This is a genomic window from Thiomonas sp. (genome assembly GCF_054608695.1).
Map to the genome: position 1 here is coordinate 72,919 of NZ_JBTRXV010000007.1, position 17,230 is coordinate 90,148.

Here is a 17,230-nt window from a genome sequence, read left to right on the forward strand (position 1 = left end):
TCGCTGGCATTGCAGCGCGGTTTCACACCGGAGCGCCGCTCGGTTCAGGCGCATGGCCTTGTTCCGTGACGGGTCAGTCTAGGCTCTAAAATAAGAAGGTTGGATAACGGCGCGCACAGCTTCATCTCGCGAGTCCGTGCCGCGGCTTTGTGAGCCGACCCTCACGTTTGAAGTCTTACGGATTGCAAGAACAATGTTGAATGGTTTCCTGAATTGGGCGGGGCATGGCGTGTTGCATGCAAGCGCCTGGCAGATAGTGCTCTACACCCTGGTGGTGACCCACATCACCATCATCGCCGTCACCGTGTTCCTGCACCGCTCGCAGGCCCACCGCGCCCTGGAACTGCACCCGGCGGTGATGCATTTCTTCCGCCTCTGGCTCTGGCTCACCACCGGCATGGTGACCAAGGAATGGGTCGCCATCCACCGCAAGCACCACGCCAAATGCGAAACCGTGGACGACCCGCACAGCCCCGTCGCACGCGGCATTTCCACCGTGCTGTTGCGCGGCTCGGAGTTGTACCGGGCCGAGTCGAAAAACCAGGAAACCCTGGCCAAATTCGGCCGTGGCACGCCCGACGACTGGCTGGAGCGCAACGTCTATTCGCGCTTTGCCTGGCAAGGCGTGGGCATCACCCTCATTGCCAACGTCCTCATGTTCGGCGCCATCGGCGGCACCATCTGGGCGGTGCAGATGCTGTGGATTCCGATCTGGGCCGCGGGCGTCATCAACGGCCTCGGCCACTGGTGGGGTTACCGCAACTACGCCAGCCGCGACAACAGCCACAACGTCTTCCCCTGGGGCATCCTCATCGGTGGCGAGGAACTGCACAACAACCATCACACCTATCCGACCTCGGCCAAACTCTCGCTCAAATGGTGGGAGTTCGACATCGGCTGGGCCTATATCCGCCTGCTCACCTGGTTCGGCCTGGCCAAGGCACGCAAGCTGCCGCCCCAGGCGAAAATCGGCGCGCTGCGGCCGCATGTGGATCTGGCGCTGGTGCAGACCGTCATCACCAACCGTTACGACCTGATGGCACGCTACGCCCGCGAGATCAAGCGCGCGATGCACGCCGAACTGCTGCGTGCCCAGGCCGGTATCCGCTCGCAGGGCGCAGGTTCGCGCGGGCAATGGGCGGCGCTGCGCGCCGCGCGCAAACTCGTCACGCGCGAACGCGAGACCCTGGATGCGAAGTCGCTCGCCGTGGTTGACGCCGCTGCACAGAACAGCCCGGTGATCGACAAGCTCCTGCACATGCGCGAAGACCTCAAGGCGGTTTGGGAGCAGTCCTCGGCCTCTGCCGAGCAAGTGCGCCTGCACCTGCAGGACTGGTGCCAGCGCGCCGAGCAAAGCGGCATTGCGGCGCTGCAGAGCATGTCGCTACGTTTGCGCAGCTACCAGGTTTGATCTTGTCCCGGATGTGATGCAGGGCTGGCGACACAGCGTGTTTTGTCGGGAGCCAGGCGCCACGACCGGCGCGCCATTCACGGCACCGGTTACTGCAATTGCTGCTGCAACACCTTGAGAATGTTCTGCGCGGACTGCTGGCTGCCGGCGCTGGCCTTCACCGCCTGCACGCTGACTTGTGACACCGAGCCCGCGGGCTGCACCAGGATGCGGAAGTCCTCGGGCTTGACGACGGTCTTGTCGCCACCGAACAGCTTGCTGAGGAAACCGCCCTTGTTCTCTTCGGCCTTCAAGGCCTCCGCCGGATTGACGTAACGAATGTCATACGCGCCAGCCGTGCGATTGCGGTCGGTCACCGTGAACCCGGCCGTGTTGATGGCCAGCCCCACCTTGCGCCAGGCTTCGTCGAAGCCGTCCTGCACCTGCAGGGCGCGCCCGTTGTCGATCAGGCTGGCATGCAGGGCTGTTGCGGGAGTCGTTACGTCAGCCACGGCGGCCTTGGCCTGGGCTTCATTCATGCCCAGACGCACCATGAGTTTGCGCAGGAACACGGTGTCCAGTGTCGGGTCGGGCGTGCCGGGCTGCCAGGTGGTCTGGGTCTTGTCCTGGTTGGTGTAGACCTCCACCATGGTCTGGTGGGTGATGAAAATCTCGGTGCCCTTGCCATCCGGCGTGCGTTCGAACACCGTGCGGAAGCGGTCGCGCTCGCCGGTGTCATACATGCTGTCGAACACCTTGCCGAGGTATTTGCGAATGAAATCTTGCGGCAGCTTGGCGCGGTTCTCGGCCCAGTCGGTTTCCATCTCGCCGGTGGTCGCATCGGCCTTGGTGAGGTAGAAGCCGTTTTGCTGCCAGAACTCCTTCACCGTATCCCACAGCTTGTCGGGCGGTGTATCCACCACCAGCCAGCGCTGGCCGCCAGCCTGCTCGATGCGCATGCCCGGGTACTGCGGCAGCACGGCATTGCTCTGGACGACTTGCGCTTGCTGCGTGGTGACGTTCTGGTAGGCCAGGGCGCTCACCGGTCCGGTCTTGGTGCCGCCCTCGGGCATGGTGTAGCGTTGCTCGCGCGCCAGTTGCGTGAGGTCGGGCGGCACCACGAGGTCGGGGCCGGCTTTGGCGCTTTCGTAATCGACACTCTTGCCCGTGACGACGGTGTTGAGCGAGGAACAGCCACCTAGCGAGGCCAGGGCCAGGGCGAGAGCGGACAAATGCAGGACAGGGGTGCGACGCATGGTGGACGTTTCAGTGGTGGACGGGGATGCCCAGGTCGGCCAAGGCAGCACGAAGGGCATCTTGATGGCTGGACAGCGGCGTGAGCGGCAGGCGCAAGCTGCCACCCATTTTTCCCATGGCGGCGAGTGCCCACTTGACGGGAATGGGGTTGGGTTCGATGAACAGCAAACGGTTCAGTTCCATGAGCTTGAAGTGCAGTTGCGCCGCCTCGCTGGCATGGCCGGCGATGGCGGCCATGCACAACGCGTGCATCGACCGTGGGGCGACGTTGGCCGTGACGCTGACGTTGCCCTGGCCGCCCAGCAGCATGAGCGCCACGGCGGTGGGGTCGTCGCCCGAGTACACGGCAAAGCCTTGGGGGCGCTTGCGCAGGATTTGCAGCGCACGGTCGATATTGCCGGTGGCTTCCTTGATGCCGACGATGTTCGGCACCTCGGCCAGGCGCAGCACGGTCTCGGCCAGCATGTCGGCGACGGTGCGGCCGGGCACGTTGTACAGCACCATGGGGATGTCCACGGCTTCGGCGATGGCGCGGAAGTGGCGGTAGATGCCCTCCTGCGTCGGCTTGTTGTAGTAGGGCACGACCTGCAGCGTGCAGTCGGCGCCGACGTCCTCGCAGAAGCGCGTCAGCTCGATGGCCTCGGCCGTGGAATTGGCCCCGGCCCCGGCCATGATGGGCACGCGCCCCGCGGCGTGTTCGACGGCCACGCGAATGATGTCGCGCTGCTCTTTCACGCTGACCGTGGGCGATTCGCCGGTGGTGCCGACCACGCCGATGCAATCGGTGCCTTCGGCGATGTGCCAGTCGATGAGCTTGCGCAGGGCGTCGAAATCGACGCTGCCGTCATCACCCATGGGTGTGACCAGGGCCACGATACTGCCGGTGATTGGGTTCATGCGGGGTTCATGCCACGCTGGAGATGAAACCTACAGATTGTACTTGGCGGGAAGCGCCGCAGCGCCTGCCTCGGCATGGTGTGGTGGCGCGGGCTCGCGCACCGCGCACACCCGCTGGACGAAGGCGGGTTTGGGCGCATCGACATAGCCGTCCTCATAGGCCACCACACGCAGGGCAGGGCGCACCAGGTCCAGCAACTCGCCGGGGCGCAGCAGGAAGTCCGGGTTGCTGGGTTTGCCCACGCTGGCATTGCCGAGTGCGAAGGTCTCGTAGATGAGCACCCCCCCCGGAGCCACGGCCGCCACGATCTGCGGCAGCAGCGCCCGCCACAGGTAGTTGGCGACGATCACGCCGCCGAAGGTCTGCGTCGCATAGGGCCAGTCACCCGCTTCCAGGTCCGCCACACGGACCTGGGCGATGGCATGCAGCGGCGCCACGGCCTGGGCATCGCGATCCACCGCGTGCACCGCATGGCCGCGCTCGGCCAGCAGGCGCACATGGCGGCCACCGCCGCAGGCCACGTCGAGCACCGAGGCGGCGGGTGCGATGAGCGGTGCAAAGCGCAGCACCCAGGGCGAAGGCGCGAGTTGCGCGTGTCGCGCATCGGCTGCGTCGAGGCCAGGATGGTGGGAAGGCAGAGTCATGGGTGTGTGGCGCGGGAAGTGAGTCGCGACATTCAAGCAGAATCGGCCCGGCCCGGCTTTGCCGCCCACCAACCTCCACCCAACCCAAGTCGGGCAGGCCGCCAGGCGTGGCTCTTAGAATTCCGGCGCTTGAACTCATCGAGATAGGCTCGGCCTGGTCTTGTCAAGTCTTGTTAACGTCTTTTCAGCCGGCCGCCTCGCTGCTGAATTTTTGGGCAGGCCCGAGCCGAGCCGCATGGAATCAAGGTTTTCGGCTTCCGGCCAGGTGCTCTATCCCCATCTGGTGGGGATAAGTTTTTTGCACCAACGCAACCGACAGGGCCAGCCGGACACCCCCTGACGCTTGTCCACAATGTCCTCGTCTGATCCACAATCCCCATGGCAACCCGAACCCCTCCGGCCTACAGCGAAGCCTCCATCCGCGTGCTCAAGGGCCTGGAGCCGGTGCAGCAGCGGCCGGGCATGTACACCTCCACGGTCAACCCGCTGCACGTCATCCAGGAGGTCATCGACAACAGCGCCGATGAAGCCCTGGCGGGCCATGCCCGACACATCACCCTGACGCAGCATGCGGACGGCAGCACCAGCGTGCAGGACGACGGCCGCGGCATTCCCATCGGCCTGCATCCCGAGGAGGGCGTGCCGGTGGTGGAACTGGTCTTCACCCGGCTGCATGCCGGTGGCAAGTTCGACAAACTCGACGCCGGTGCCGCCTACCGCTTCTCCGGCGGCCTGCACGGCGTGGGCGTGAGCGTGACCAATGCGCTGGCCACCCGCCTTGAAGTCGAAGTGCACCGCGACGGCCAGGCGGCCACGCTCGCCTTTGCCCACGGCGCTCCGGTCGAGCCCCTGCGGACGCGGCCGCTGACGCGCGGTGAATGGAAGACCGGCACCCGCGTGCGGACGTGGCCGGACGCCAAGTATTTCGACGGCGTGCAGTTGCCCCAGTCCGAGCTGCTGCACCTGCTGCGCAGCAAGGCCGTGCTGCTGCCGGGCCTGGAGGTGAGTCTGCTGCAGGAGAAGACCGGCGAGACGCAGACCTGGCGTTTTGATGAAGGCCTGCGCGGCTACCTGCACGAGGCCCTGGGCGACACGCCGGTGCTGGTCGAGTTCGAAGGCGAAGGCCAGGCCGGCAGCCAGACCGAAGGCTTCGCGGCGGGCGAGGGCGCGGCGTGGTGCGTGGCGTTCAGCAGCGAAGGCAATGTGCTGCGCGAGTCCTACGTCAACCTCATTCCCACGCCTGCCGGCGGCACGCATGAGTCGGGCTTGCGCGAAGGCCTGTTCCAGGCGGTGAAGGGTTTCATCGAACTGCATGCGCTCTGCCCCAAGGGCGTGAAGCTGCTGCCGGAAGACGTGTTCTCGCGCGCTTCCTTCGTGCTCTCGGCCAAGGTGCTGGACCCGCAGTTCCAGGGCCAGATGAAAGAGCGCCTGAACAGCCGCGATGCGGTGCGCCTGGTGTCCGGCTTCGTGCGCCCGGCGCTGGAGCTGTGGATGAGCCAGCATGTCGAGCAGGGCAAGGCGCTTGCGGAGCTGGTGATTGCCCAGGCGCAGAGCCGCCAGCGCGCGGCGCAGAAAGTGGAGAAGCGCAAGGGTTCGGGCATGGCCGTGCTGCCGGGCAAATTGACCGATTGCGAAAGCCGCGACGTGGCGCGCAACGAGGTGTTCCTGGTGGAGGGCGACTCGGCCGGAGGCTCGGCCAAGATGGGGCGCGACAAGGAATTCCAGGCGGTGCTGCCGCTGCGCGGCAAGGTGCTCAACGCCTGGGAGGTGGAGCGCGACCGGCTGTTCGCCAACCAGGAAATTCACGACATCGCCGTGGCCATCGGGCTCGACCCGCATGGGCCGAACGACGCCGTCGACTTCGCCCAGCTGCGCTACGGCAAGGTCTGCATCCTGAGCGATGCCGACGTGGACGGCTCGCACATCCAGGTGCTGCTGCTCACGCTGTTCTTCCGCCACTTTCCGCAGCTCGTCGCCCGTGGCCACGTGCATGTGGCGCGGCCGCCGCTGTTCCGCGTGGACGCACCGGCGCGCGGCAAAAAACCGGCAACCAAGCTGTATGCGCTGGACGAAGGCGAGCTCACCGCCATCCTCGACCGCCTGCGCAAGGACGGCGTGCGCGAAGGCGCCTGGAGCGTGTCGCGCTTCAAGGGACTGGGCGAGATGAGCGCCGAGCAGCTTTGGGAAACCACCCTCAACCCCGACACCCGCCGCCTCATGCCCGTGCACCTCGGCCGGGTCGGCGAGACCGCCACCACCGAGCTGTTCGTGCAGCTCATGGGCAAGGGCGAAGCCCAGGCCCGGCGCAACCTGATGGAGGCCTATGGTGATCAGATCGAGGTGGATGTTTAGGGCAGGCGCTGCGCGCCCGAATGCGCGGCGCCCAGCGTTCGATCTTCGTCTTGCTTCGTGTGTTTTTCTTCACGTCCTTCGCGGCCCCATGCTTGCTGTTTTCATCCCCGCCTCATGACCACACCCGCCGACCCCACGCCTGATCTGTTCTCGACCCCGCCTGCCGACCCGCCCGCATCCCTGGACGTGGCTGACGCCGACAACCCCTCGCTGGCCGACTACGCGCGCCGGGCCTATCTCGACTACGCCATCTCCGTGGTCAAGGGCCGCGCCCTGCCGGACGTTTGCGACGGCTTGAAGCCCGTGCAGCGCCGCTTGCTGTACGCGATGGATCGCATGGGCCTGGCCTCGGGCGCCAAGCCGGTGAAGTCCGCCCGCGTGGTGGGCGACGTGCTCGGCAAGTTCCACCCGCACAGCGACCAGGCCGCCTACGACGCCCTGGTGCGCCTGGCGCAGGACTTCGCCCAGCGCTACCCGCTGATCGACGGCCAGGGCAACTTCGGCAGCCGCGACGGCGACGGCGCCGCCGCCATGCGCTACACCGAGGCGCGGCTCACGCCCATCGCCCGGCTGCTGCTCGACGAAGTGGACATGGGCACGGTGGACTTCGTGCCCAACTACGACGGCTCCACCATCGAGCCGCGCCTGCTGCCGGCGCGCCTGCCTTTCGTTCTGCTCAACGGCGCCAGCGGCATTGCCGTGGGCCTGGCCACCGAAATTCCGGCGCACAACCTGCGCGAAGTGGCGGCGGCCTGCGTCGCCGTGCTGCGCAAGCCCGGCCTCACGCTGGACGAACTGCTCGACATCGTGCCGGGGCCGGACTTCGCCACCGCCGGGCAGATCATCAGCAGCCCGCAAGACATCCGCGAGGCCTATGCCAACGGGCGTGGCAGCCTCAAGGTGCGCGCGCGCTGGAGCGTTGAAGAACTGGCGCGCGGGCAATGGCAACTCATCGTCACCGAGCTGCCGCCGGGCGCCAGCGCGCAGCGCGTGCTGCAGGAGATCGAGGAACTCACCGACCCCAAGCCCAAGGCCGGCAAGAAGGCCATCAGCACGGAGCAGCAACAGCTCAAGCAGACCGTGCTGGCCGTGCTCGACGGCGTGCGCGACGAGTCCGGGCGCGACGCCGCCGTGCGCCTGGTGTTCGAGCCGAAAAGCTCGCGCGTGCCGGTGGACGAACTGGTCAGCGTGCTGCTCTCCACCACCAGCCTGGAGCAGAGCGTGCCGCTCAATCTGGTGGTGGTGGGGGCGGACGGCAAGCCGCGGCAAAAAAGCCTGCTCGACATCCTGCGCGAATGGACCGCTTTCCGCCAGGCCACCGTGCGCCGCCGCAGTCGCCACCGGCTGGAGCAGGTGCAGGAGCGCCTGCATATTCTCGAAGGCCGGCGCGTCGTCCTGCTGAACATCGACGAGGTCATTCGCATCATCCGCGAAAGCGACGAGCCCAAGGACGCGCTGATGCAGCGCTTCAACTTGAGCGAGCGCCAGGCCGACGACATTCTCGACATCCGCCTGCGCCAACTCGCGCGGCTGGAAGCCATCAAGATCGAGCAGGAGATCGACAAGCTCACGGTGGAACAGGGCGAGTTGCAAACCCTGCTGGCCGACGACCGGGCGCTGACACGCAAGGTCATCAAGGAGATCGAGGCCGATGCCAGGCAGTTCGGCGATGCCCGCCGCACCTTGATTCAGGCCGAGAGCCGGGCCACGCTGGACGTGCGCGTGCCGGATGAACCCGTCACGGCCATCGTCTCGCAAATGGGCTGGCTGCGCACGCAAAAGGGCCACGGCCTGGAGCTTGCCAACCTCGGTTTCAAGCCGGGCGACGCCTTGCTCGCCACTTTCGAGTGCCGCAGCACCGGCACCCTCTGGGTGCTGGGCAGCGATGGCCGCGCCTACAGCATCGGCATCGCGCAATTGCCCGGTGGCCGCGGCGACGGCCAACCCGTCACCAGCTTCATCGACCTGGCCTCGGGCACCACGCCCGCGCACTACTGGGCCGGCGCGGCCGACACGCCGCTGCTGCTCGCCAGCAGCGCCGGCTACGGCTTGATCGCCCCGGCCGAAAGCCTGAACAGCCGGCAGAAGGCCGGCAAAACCTTCCTCGCCATCGAAGCCGGCGAAACCCTGTTGCCGCCGCAAGCCCTGCGCATGGCCCGTGGCGAAGCGGGCGTCGTGGTGGCGGCCGAGCGTATCGCCGTGCTCGGAAGCAGCGGGCGGCTGTTGATCTTCGGCGTGGACGAATTGCGCCAACTGCCGCGCGGCGGGCGCGGCGTCACGTTGATGGCGCTGGAGTCGAAGGAAACCGTGCTGGCCGCCGTTGCCCTGCTGCCCGGGGTCGCGTTGGACATTCTGGGAACCGGCCGTGGCGGCACGCCCAAGACCCAGACCCTGCAGGCGCGCGCGCAGCAGGACTACGCCGGCAAGCGCGCCCGCAAGGGCAAGTCCGTTGCCGGGCCGGGCTTCAAACCTGCGGGGCTGCGGGCGGTGTGAACCACCGGCGCACGTTGCCCCTGGTCAAGCAGGATCGTCAAATCCAACGTGCTGCGCGCGGCTTGAAACGCCGCCGGCCGCCGCGTCGGGCGTGAGCGACTCGCGCCTCAATCCACTTCGGCAATCAACTCGATTTCCACCGCCGCACCCAGCGGAATCTGCGCCACGCCGAAGGCGCTGCGCGCATGCTGGCCCTTGGCACCGAACACCTGGCCGAGCAGTTCCGACGCGCCGTTGATGACCAGATGCTGCTCGGTGAAACTGGGCACCGAGTTCACCAGGCCCATGAGCTTGACGATGCGGCGTATGCGCCCAAGATCGCCCGTGGCCGCCTGCAGCGTGCCCATCAGGTCGATGGCCACGAGATGCGCCGCTTCACGCCCCTGCGCCGTGGTGAGTTCCCGCCCGAGCTGACCGGCCCAGACCGCACCGTTTTGCTTGCTGATGTGGCCCGAGAGAAACAGCAGATTTCCGGTCTGCACGAAAGGCAGATAAGCAGCGGCCGGGGTGGCGATTTGCGGCAGGGTGATGCCGAGTTGTTGCAGTGTGGCGGAGATGGACATGGTGGTGGTGCCGTATGTTGGGATTGACTCGATTGGATTGAACCGTTGGCTCGAACACACAGCATAAGCAGGCTGGGACGTTCGGGACGCTGCAGTCCGTGATGTTTGCGCGGCACCGCCGTTGCGCCAAAGCGTCATCCGCAGTACGGCACCTGACCAGCGCTGCTATAGTGTGCGGCTGCGGTGTGCTGCCCAGTTCTGCGCACCCTGTCGATCTGACATCCTGCCGGAACTCTCCGGCTCCGTCTTGCAACAAGCTGGTGTTCGGCCTCCCGGTTGAGCGGTTGCAAGACACTTGCCGCACAAGGCTTGCGCCATGCGGCTTCGAAAGCTTCCATGAACTTTGATCAACTCGGACTTGCCGAGCCTATCCTGCGCGCCGTGCTCGAGCAGGGCTACACCATACCCACGCCCATTCAGGCTCAGGCCATTCCCGCGGTGCTCAAGGGCGGCGACTTGCTGGCCGCCGCGCAAACCGGCACCGGCAAGACAGCCGCCTTCACCCTGCCCATCCTGCATCGCCTGAGCCAGACCGAGCAGGCGCACGACGCCCAGGGCCGCGTCATTCCCCGCGTGCTGGTGCTGGTGCCCACGCGTGAACTCGCCGCGCAAGTGGCCGAGAGCGTGCGCGACTACGGCAAGAACCTCAAGCTGCGCAGCATGGTGATGTACGGCGGCGTGGGCATGCAGCCGCAGCTCGACGCGCTTAAGCGCGGCGTGGACATCGTCGTCGCCACGCCCGGCCGCATGCTCGACCACCACGGCCAGCGCTCGCTCAACCTCTCCGGCATCGACACCCTGGTGTTGGACGAGGCCGACCGCATGCTCGACATGGGCTTCATCCACGACATCAAGCGCGTCCTCGCCCTGCTGCCCAAGCAGCGTCAGAACCTGCTGTTCTCGGCCACGTTCTCCGACGAGATCAAGGGCCTGGCCAACGGGCTGCTGAACAAGCCGGCGGTGATCGAAGTGGCGCGCCGCAACGCCACCGCTGCCACGGTGCAGCAGACCGTGCACCCGGTGGGCCGTGAGCGCAAGCGCGAGCTGCTCTCGCACCTCATCCGCGAAAGCAACTGGTACCAGGTGCTGGTGTTCATGCGGACCAAGCATGGCGCCAACCGCCTGGCCGAACAGCTCAACACCGACGGCATCGGCGCCGATGCCATTCACGGCAACAAGAGCCAGGGCGCACGCACCCGCGCGCTGGCCTCGTTCAAGAGCGGCAAGCTGCAGGTGCTGGTGGCCACCTACATCGCCGCGCGCGGCATCGACATCGACCAGTTGCCCATGGTGGTGAACTACGAGTTGCCCAACGTGCCCGAGGACTACGTCCACCGCATTGGCCGTACTGGCCGCGCAGGCGCCGAAGGCCAGGCCATCTCGCTGGTGTGCGTGGACGAGTTGCGCTTCCTGCGCGACATCGAGAATCTCATCGGCAAGCCCATCGACCGCAAGCTCATCACCGGCTTCGAGCCCGATCCGAAAGAGCGTGCGCAGCCCATTCGCGTCGGTCGCACCACCATTGGCGGCGGTGGCAAGCCAGCCGGTGGCGGTGGTGGCCAGCGCCGTGGCGAAGGCGCATCGCGCGGCGCTGTCGCGGGTCATGGTCATGGCCGTAGCGATGCCACCAGCCACGCCCATGGCAGCGGTCGCCGTGATGGTGCCGGTGCAGGTTCCGGCGCACCCCGCCGCGATGCTGGCCGGCGTGGCCCGTCCGGCGCCCCCAGGCGCGACGGCGGGCGCTAAGGCGACGCTGAATCCGTTCCCGTGCTGCAACGCGCACGAGGGACTTGTTCCGTGTTGCCCTAAGCTCGAACGGGCTCTGGCGGAACGGAACCAAGGTCCGCGAGAGATCGATCAACAAGAACAAAGGGCGAGGGCCGCAGCCGCGGCACTCGCCCTTTGTTCTTGCACGCCAGCCCGATGCTCGCGGCAAGCTGCTTCGAACCACCAGCCGCCATGCGCAAGCGAAGGCCTGCGGCGAAGACCTACGACCCCTGCATCAACCCACGCAATTGCCCCCATGTCTGCTCGGGCGTGATGCCGCGCAGGCAGTTCAGGTGGCCCAGCGGGCAGGTGCGCTGGAAGCAGGGGCTGCAGTCGAGTTGCAGCCAGATGGTGGCGCTGCGGTGCGCAGCCGGCGGGGTGTGGCGCGGGTCGGTGGAGCCGTAGAGGCCGACGGTGGCGCAGCCCAGCGCGGCGGCGACGTGCATCAGGCCGGAGTCGTTGCTGACCGTGCCCTGGCTGCTGGCGAGCAGGGCGATGACTTGCTCCACACGGGTTTTGCCGCAGAGGTTGACGCTTCCCGCTGCCTGCGTGGCGATGGCCTCACCCATGGCCGCATCACGCGGCGCTCCAAGCACGGCAACGGTGTAACCCTGCTGCTGCGCCAGCCGGGCCAGCGCCGCGTAGTGCTCCACCGGCCATTGTTTGGCGGGACCGTATTCGGCACCGGGGCAGAGTGCGATCCAGCGTTCGGGCAGGCCGAATTGCTGGCGGGCGGTGTCAGCCATGCTGGCCGCGATGTGCAGCGTGGGTTCGAGAATCGGCGCTGGGCCCGTTGCTGCTGCTGAGGCAGCCGCGGCTGTGGCGGCGCCAGGCTGAGCGCAGGCTGCAAGTGCCGCGTAGTGGCGCCGCATGTCGCTGCGCGAAGCGCCGGCCTGCCCGGCACTGGCCAGCTTGCTACCTGCGGCTTCGCGCGGAATGCGGCCGGCAATGGGCGAGATGGCAAGCGGCTCGACCGGGTGCGCGGCGCTGGACGCATGGGCAGAGTCTGGCGCATGCGCGGCGTAGGTCAGCAGCAGCCCGCGCGCTTCGCCCCGATAACCGATGCGCTGCGGAATGCGCGCCAGCCATGGCACCAGCCGCGACTTGACGTTGTTGCCGAGGATGTAGGCGCGCTCGTAGCCTCGCTCGCGCAACTGCGCGGCGAGGCGGCGGCGGACGGGGAAGTCGAGCTTGCCATGCGCGAACGGCGCTTCGATCACGTCCACCACACCCGGCATGGCGCGCAGAACCGGCGCAACACCGGGCAGGCCCAGCGCGGTGACCTGCTCGCCGCGCGCCGCGAGCAGCGCCACCAGCGGCTGCGCCATCACCGCGTCGCCGATCCACTGTGGGGCGATCAGCAGGACGCGGGTCATGCGGGACGCCGCCTCAATGCCCGTGCGCCACTTCGCCTTCGGCCAGGCGGTAACGCGTGCCGCAGTAGGGGCAGGCGGCTTCGCCGTGGGTGATGTCGATGAACACGCGCGGGTGGCTGCTCCAGATGGGCATGTTCGGGTTGGGGCAGTAAGCGGGCAGGTCTTTGGCCTTGAGTTCGACCACGGGCATGTCGGGCTTGGGAATGGCGCTCATGGGTGCTTTCGAGAGAGTGGAATTCAGGCGGCTATTTCAACGTATTCAACCTGGCTTTGCGGCGGTGGAATGGTCAACCCATCCTGCTGCAAACCCTCGAGATGAAAGGCAATCGCCTCACGGATTTCGCGCTCGGTCTCAGCAACCGTCGCGCCCGTTGCAACGCATCCCGGCAAGTCTGGAACGTAGGCGGAGAAATTGCCGTCGGCAGGTTCGATCACGATGGCGTAACGCATGATGGATCTCACTTTTTCAAGTTGGCTTGCTTCAGGATGCTGTTCAGAGTTCCGGCTGCCAGATCGTCGGCAGGTTTGCCTGGCACCGTGACCCGACCCGGCTGGGTTGGATGTTTGAACTGTCGGTGGCTACCTCGCGTCGCAACCAATGTCCACCCGGCCTCGTGCGGCAGACGCAGTATCTCACCGACCTTCATCGTTTCACGTCAGCATGCAGGAATGGACAACGACTCAAACCGCCGACAGCCAGCCCGCGTACTTCGGGTTGCGGCCGCCGACGATGTCGAAGAAGGCGTTCTGGATGCGCTCGGTGATCGGGCCGCGATGGCCGGGGCCGAGGGTGATGCCGTCGAGTTCGCGAATCGGCGTGACTTCCGCCGCGGTCCCGGTGAAGAAGGCTTCGTCGCAGATATACACCTCGTCGCGGGTGATGCGCTTTTCCTTCACCGTCAGGCCCAGGTCTTCGCAAATGGCGAACACCGTTTTGCGGGTGATGCCGTTGAGCGCGCCGGACGACAGGTCCGGGGTGTAGAGCACGCCTTCGCGCACCACGAAAATATTCTCGCCCGCGCCTTCGCTCACGAACCCTTGCGGGTCGAGCAGCAGTGCCTCGTCGTAGCCATCGGCGGTCACTTCCATGTTCGCCATGATGGAGTTGGTGTAATTGCTCACCGCCTTGGCATTGCACATGGTGATGTTCACATGATGGCGGGTGAAACTGCTGGTCTTGACGCGGATGCCGCGCTTGAGGCCCTCTTCGCCGAGATACGCGCCCCAGGGCCAGGCGGCGACCATCAGGTGAATGGTGTTGCCGCGCGGCGAGACCCCCAGCTTCTTGTCGCCAATCCAGGTGAGGGGGCGGATGTAGCAGGAGTCGAAGCCGTTGAGCCGCACCACGTCGAGCTGCGCCTGCATCGCCTGCTCGAGGGTGAAGGGGATCTCCATGCGCAAAATCTTGGCGCTGTTGAACAGGCGCTCGGTGTGGTCGCGCAGGCGGAAGATGGCCGTGCCCTTGTCGGTCTTGTAGGCGCGCACGCCTTCGAAAGCGCCGCAGCCGTAATGCAGGGTGTGGGTCAGCACGTGAATTTTGGCGTCGCGCCATTCGACGAGCTGGCCGTCCATCCAGATTTTGCCGTCGCGGTCGGACATGGATGTGGGCAGGGCCATGATGCAAAGTCTCCAGGGATAGTCGGGTCGAACGGATCATTCTAGGAGCCTGTCGGCGCCCTGGCGCTTGGCCAGGCGAGCAACTCCCAGGCAGGCGTCCGAGCTGACGCAGGAGCAGCCCCAGCGCAGACCCGGATTCAGACAGACTTCAGCACCTGTGGCTATGCTGTGGACGATTTTTCTGCCCGCGCGCCGCGTCGGGACGCTCGCTGTTCCCCATTCCTTGCCGCCATGGCCACCATGTCCGACACCCAGCCCAAGCCCTACCGTTTCGCGTTCCGTGATTTCATCCAGCTCGCCAAGCCCTATTGGGTCTCCGACGACAAGAAAAAGGGCTGGGCACTGCTGCTCGTCATCCTGGCGATGAACCTGGCCCTCGTCTGGGTGAACGTGCGGCTGAACTTCTGGAATGCGGCGTTCTACAACTCGATTCAGGCCAAGAATTTTCCGGACTTCAAGCACCTGCTGCTGGTCTTCAGCGGCTATGCGCTGCTCTACATCGTGCTGGCGGTGTATTCGCAATACTTCCTGCAAATGCTGCAGATCCGCTGGCGGCGCTGGGTCACCGAGGTGTTCCTGAAAGACTGGCTGGTGGGCGGTGCGCATTACCGCATGTCGCTGCGCCAGGGCAACTCCGACAACCCCGACCAGCGGATTGCCGATGACATTCGCAGCTTCGTCAACGATTCGCTCAGCCTGTTCTTTGGCTTCATCTCGTCCCTGGTCACGCTGCTGTCCTTCCTCACCATCTTGTGGACCTTGTCGGGCGCTTTCACGCTTCTGGGCTACAGCATTCCCGGCTACATGGTGTGGGTCGCCATCGCCTACGCCGGCATCGGCAGCTATTTCGCGCACAAGGTGGGCAAGCCGCTCATCAAACTGAACTTCAACCAGCAGCGCTACGAGGCCGACTTCCGCTTCGGCCTGGCGCGCACGCGCGAACACAACGAGGGCATCGCCCTCTACCGCGGCGAAGACCGCGAGATGGAAGGCCACAACAGCCGCTTCGCCAATGTGTGGAGCAACTGGTGGGGCATCATGAAGCGGCAGAAGTTGTTCACCTGGTACAGCTCGTTCTACGGCCAGCTCGCCATCATCTTCCCCATCCTGGTGGCCGCTCCGCGTTACTTTGCCGGGCAGATCCAGCTTGGCGGGCTGACGCAAACCGCCAGTGCCTTCGGCCAGGTGCAGGGCGCCTTGTCATGGTTCATCGACGCGTATGGCCGCATCGTCGACTGGCGCGCCACGGTCGAGCGGCTCTACACCTTCGTGCAGTCGGTCGAGGCGGTGCGCCATGTGCCGATTTCAGATTTGATGGATGGGCAGTTGCCCGGAGCGCCTGCGGCCGGCGGGCTGCTGCCGCAAGGCCCCGGCAGTGGCGGCAGCAGCGGCGGAGCCGCGCTCGCCATCGAGCTCGGCGATCTGCGCGTCGCCACGCCCGACGGCCGGCTGCTGCTCCAGGCCGACGGCCAGCGCATCCAGCCCATGCAGCACACCCTGTTCGTCGGCCCCTCGGGCCTGGGCAAGAGCACCCTGGTGCGCTGGCTCGCCGGCATCTGGCCGTATGCCGAAGGCACGCATTACCGCCTGCCAGCAGGGCGCAGCCTGTTCCTGCCGCAAAAGCCGTATCTGCCCATCGGCACGCTGCGCCAGGCGCTCACTTATCCCATGCCGACAGAGCAGTTTGACGATGCCCGTTTGCAAGTGGTGCTGACCCAGGCCCGCGTGCCCTATCTGTTCGCGTCCATCGACCAAGCCGACACCTGGATGCAGCGCCTCTCACCCGGCGAGCAACAGCGCCTGGCGATTGCCCGCGCCTTGCTGGCCGCGCCCGACTGGCTGTTCCTGGACGAAGCCACCAGCGCGCTCGACCCACCCACCGAAGCCGCCATGTACGAGTTGCTGCAGCGCGAGTTGCCGCATACCACTCTGGTGAGCGTGGCGCACCGGCCCGGGGTGGTGCGTTTTCACCGGCAGATTCTGTTGGTCAAGGCCGGTGGCGAGGGCGAGCCTGCCCGCCTGGTGTCGCACACCCCGCAATTGGCCGAAACCCAGGCCGCGAGCGAGTCGGGCGATTGGGCGCTGGCAGGGGCTTGACGCGACTGGCCACGGGCCTGGCCCACCTGCTGCACGCCCAAGTTGGGTTGAGAGCAGCCCCCCCGAGCGGGATGAGAAAACCCGGGGCGGCCCGACGTTTGCTCATGAGCGCCCCTGCAGTCCGCAAGCGGACTCCCCCCGAGGGAGTCAAGGAAACTCGGGACGGCCCTGCGTTTCCTTGAGAGCGTCTTGCGCCCAGCCACGGGCGGTGCCTGCGCTCAATACCCGAAGCCGCTCGAACGCCGCCTTTTTTTGGTCTGCCGCAGTTGGTCGATGCTGAGCCCGCCACCGCCGCGCACCGCGTAGTGAACCAGCCCGCCGACCATGGCGATTTCGGCGTACATCACGATCACACCCATGCGCCCGGCCGGCGGCAGCACGAAGATCAGGATTGCCGCAATGGAAAACAGCGCCAGCGCCGCAGCCATGAAACGGGTGAACAGGCCAAGCGCCAGGGCGATGCCGCCGCCCAGTTCCAGCAGGATGACCAGCGGCAGCAGCCCGCCCGGCACCCCGTGCGACTGCATGAAGCCGGCGGTCTGGGCGTAGCCGTCGATTTTCGACAGGCCGGCGTGGATGAAAACAGCGGCCATCAACACGCGGCCAATGGCAATCAACAGGGCTCCTAGTGCGTCTTGCATCCGAATCTCCTGGGTGTTGGCCGGCGGTTTGCGGTCGTGGCCGCACCGGCTGCGTGGATGAAGGCTCGCCATGCGCCGTGCGAGCTTGGCGGCATGCGCCGCGGTTGCCGAAGTGTAGGCAGATTCATGTCCGGC

The 17,230-nt window shown here is 66.3% G+C and carries 15 protein-coding genes; 5 read left to right on the plus strand and 10 right to left on the minus strand.

The features are described 5' to 3' along the window. Nucleotides 1-193: 193 nt before the first annotated feature. Nucleotides 194-1,411 (plus strand): DesA family fatty acid desaturase, encoded by a 1,218-nt coding sequence (locus tag ACYCUK_RS05275; RefSeq protein WP_461593776.1) that lies wholly within the window; start codon nucleotides 194-196, stop codon nucleotides 1,409-1,411. Nucleotides 1,412-1,500: 89 nt separating this feature from the next. Here the strand turns inward: ACYCUK_RS05275 and bamC are convergent, their stop codons facing one another. Genes bamC through ACYCUK_RS05290 form a run of 3 tightly spaced genes read right to left on the minus strand, consistent with a single transcriptional unit; the run spans nucleotide 1,501 to nucleotide 4,189 of the window. Continuing rightward, nucleotides 1,501-2,646, minus strand: coding sequence for an outer membrane protein assembly factor BamC (bamC, locus tag ACYCUK_RS05280; RefSeq protein WP_461593777.1), 1,146 nt, complete (start codon nucleotides 2,644-2,646; stop codon nucleotides 1,501-1,503). Between the two features lie 10 nt (nucleotides 2,647-2,656). Continuing rightward, nucleotides 2,657-3,544, minus strand: coding sequence for a 4-hydroxy-tetrahydrodipicolinate synthase (gene dapA / locus ACYCUK_RS05285; protein WP_461593778.1), 888 nt, complete (start codon nucleotides 3,542-3,544; stop codon nucleotides 2,657-2,659). A gap of 30 nt (nucleotides 3,545-3,574) precedes the next feature. Then, the gene (locus tag ACYCUK_RS05290; RefSeq protein ID WP_461593779.1) at nucleotides 3,575-4,189 is read right to left on the minus strand and encodes a class I SAM-dependent methyltransferase; all 615 of its coding nucleotides are present in this window, start codon (nucleotides 4,187-4,189) and stop codon (nucleotides 3,575-3,577) included. A gap of 378 nt (nucleotides 4,190-4,567) precedes the next feature. Here ACYCUK_RS05290 and ACYCUK_RS05295 point away from each other — a divergent pair, with 378 nt between their 5' ends. Next, nucleotides 4,568-6,541: a DNA topoisomerase IV subunit B gene (locus ACYCUK_RS05295; RefSeq protein WP_461593780.1), complete on the plus strand. Its 1,974-nt coding sequence runs from the start codon at nucleotides 4,568-4,570 to the stop codon at nucleotides 6,539-6,541. A gap of 114 nt (nucleotides 6,542-6,655) precedes the next feature. Beyond that, a complete protein-coding gene (gene parC, locus ACYCUK_RS05300) occupies nucleotides 6,656-9,034 on the plus strand; it encodes a DNA topoisomerase IV subunit A (RefSeq protein WP_461593781.1) in 2,379 nt (792 codons plus the stop codon). A gap of 107 nt (nucleotides 9,035-9,141) precedes the next feature. On the opposite strand, the gene ACYCUK_RS05305 is transcribed toward parC, so the two are convergent. Beyond that, nucleotides 9,142-9,597: a RidA family protein gene (locus tag ACYCUK_RS05305; RefSeq protein ID WP_461593782.1), complete on the minus strand. Its 456-nt coding sequence runs from the start codon at nucleotides 9,595-9,597 to the stop codon at nucleotides 9,142-9,144. Nucleotides 9,598-9,933: 336 nt separating this feature from the next. Between ACYCUK_RS05305 and ACYCUK_RS05310 the strand changes: the two genes are divergently transcribed. Beyond that, nucleotides 9,934-11,343, plus strand: coding sequence for a DEAD/DEAH box helicase (locus ACYCUK_RS05310; RefSeq protein WP_461593783.1), 1,410 nt, complete (start codon nucleotides 9,934-9,936; stop codon nucleotides 11,341-11,343). Nucleotides 11,344-11,585: 242 nt separating this feature from the next. Here the strand turns inward: ACYCUK_RS05310 and waaF are convergent, their stop codons facing one another. Genes waaF through ACYCUK_RS05335 form a run of 5 tightly spaced genes read right to left on the minus strand, consistent with a single transcriptional unit; the run spans nucleotide 11,586 to nucleotide 14,357 of the window. Beyond that, nucleotides 11,586-12,740 carry a lipopolysaccharide heptosyltransferase II gene (gene waaF, locus ACYCUK_RS05315; protein WP_461593784.1) on the minus strand — a complete coding sequence of 385 codons (1,155 nt, stop codon included), beginning with the start codon at nucleotides 12,738-12,740 and terminating at the stop codon, nucleotides 11,586-11,588. A 13-nt stretch (nucleotides 12,741-12,753) separates the two neighbouring features. Further along, nucleotides 12,754-12,954 (minus strand): zinc-finger domain-containing protein, encoded by a 201-nt coding sequence (locus tag ACYCUK_RS05320; RefSeq protein WP_461593785.1) that lies wholly within the window; start codon nucleotides 12,952-12,954, stop codon nucleotides 12,754-12,756. 23 nt (nucleotides 12,955-12,977) lie between these two features. Next, entirely contained in the window at nucleotides 12,978-13,190 is a 213-nt protein-coding gene (locus ACYCUK_RS05325; RefSeq protein WP_461593786.1) for a type II toxin-antitoxin system HicB family antitoxin, read from the minus strand. A gap of 8 nt (nucleotides 13,191-13,198) precedes the next feature. Further along, the gene (locus tag ACYCUK_RS05330) at nucleotides 13,199-13,387 is read right to left on the minus strand and encodes a type II toxin-antitoxin system HicA family toxin (RefSeq protein WP_461593787.1); all 189 of its coding nucleotides are present in this window, start codon (nucleotides 13,385-13,387) and stop codon (nucleotides 13,199-13,201) included. 34 nt (nucleotides 13,388-13,421) lie between these two features. Further along, complete coding sequence (locus ACYCUK_RS05335) at nucleotides 13,422-14,357, minus strand: branched-chain amino acid transaminase (RefSeq protein WP_461593788.1); 936 nt, start codon at nucleotides 14,355-14,357, stop codon at nucleotides 13,422-13,424. A gap of 231 nt (nucleotides 14,358-14,588) precedes the next feature. Here ACYCUK_RS05335 and ACYCUK_RS05340 point away from each other — a divergent pair, with 231 nt between their 5' ends. Further along, nucleotides 14,589-16,454: an ABC transporter ATP-binding protein/permease gene (locus tag ACYCUK_RS05340; RefSeq protein WP_461593789.1), complete on the plus strand. Its 1,866-nt coding sequence runs from the start codon at nucleotides 14,589-14,591 to the stop codon at nucleotides 16,452-16,454. Between the two features lie 218 nt (nucleotides 16,455-16,672). Here the strand turns inward: ACYCUK_RS05340 and ACYCUK_RS05345 are convergent, their stop codons facing one another. Next, nucleotides 16,673-17,095, minus strand: a complete 423-nt coding sequence (locus ACYCUK_RS05345) for a DoxX family protein (RefSeq protein ID WP_461593790.1) — start codon at nucleotides 17,093-17,095, stop codon at nucleotides 16,673-16,675. Between the last annotated feature and the right edge of the window lie 135 nt (nucleotides 17,096-17,230).

Excerpts from the sequence above, each read along its gene's own strand:
- ACYCUK_RS05275 (WP_461593776.1), top strand. The coding sequence starts at position 194 with ATGTTGAATGGTTTCCTGAATTGGGCGGGGCATGGCGTGTTGCATGCA.
- bamC (WP_461593777.1), bottom strand. The coding sequence starts at position 2,646 with ATGCGTCGCACCCCTGTCCTGCATTTGTCCGCTCTCGCCCTGGCCCTG.
- dapA (WP_461593778.1), bottom strand. The coding sequence starts at position 3,544 with ATGAACCCAATCACCGGCAGTATCGTGGCCCTGGTCACACCCATGGGT.
- ACYCUK_RS05290 (WP_461593779.1), bottom strand. The coding sequence starts at position 4,189 with ATGACTCTGCCTTCCCACCATCCTGGCCTCGACGCAGCCGATGCGCGA.
- ACYCUK_RS05295 (WP_461593780.1), top strand. The coding sequence starts at position 4,568 with ATGGCAACCCGAACCCCTCCGGCCTACAGCGAAGCCTCCATCCGCGTG.
- parC (WP_461593781.1), top strand. The coding sequence starts at position 6,656 with ATGACCACACCCGCCGACCCCACGCCTGATCTGTTCTCGACCCCGCCT.
- ACYCUK_RS05305 (WP_461593782.1), bottom strand. The coding sequence starts at position 9,597 with ATGTCCATCTCCGCCACACTGCAACAACTCGGCATCACCCTGCCGCAA.
- ACYCUK_RS05310 (WP_461593783.1), top strand. The coding sequence starts at position 9,934 with ATGAACTTTGATCAACTCGGACTTGCCGAGCCTATCCTGCGCGCCGTG.
- waaF (WP_461593784.1), bottom strand. The coding sequence starts at position 12,740 with ATGACCCGCGTCCTGCTGATCGCCCCACAGTGGATCGGCGACGCGGTG.
- ACYCUK_RS05320 (WP_461593785.1), bottom strand. The coding sequence starts at position 12,954 with ATGAGCGCCATTCCCAAGCCCGACATGCCCGTGGTCGAACTCAAGGCC.
- ACYCUK_RS05325 (WP_461593786.1), bottom strand. The coding sequence starts at position 13,190 with ATGCGTTACGCCATCGTGATCGAACCTGCCGACGGCAATTTCTCCGCC.
- ACYCUK_RS05330 (WP_461593787.1), bottom strand. The coding sequence starts at position 13,387 with ATGAAGGTCGGTGAGATACTGCGTCTGCCGCACGAGGCCGGGTGGACA.
- ACYCUK_RS05335 (WP_461593788.1), bottom strand. The coding sequence starts at position 14,357 with ATGGCCCTGCCCACATCCATGTCCGACCGCGACGGCAAAATCTGGATG.
- ACYCUK_RS05340 (WP_461593789.1), top strand. The coding sequence starts at position 14,589 with ATGGCCACCATGTCCGACACCCAGCCCAAGCCCTACCGTTTCGCGTTC.
- ACYCUK_RS05345 (WP_461593790.1), bottom strand. The coding sequence starts at position 17,095 with ATGCAAGACGCACTAGGAGCCCTGTTGATTGCCATTGGCCGCGTGTTG.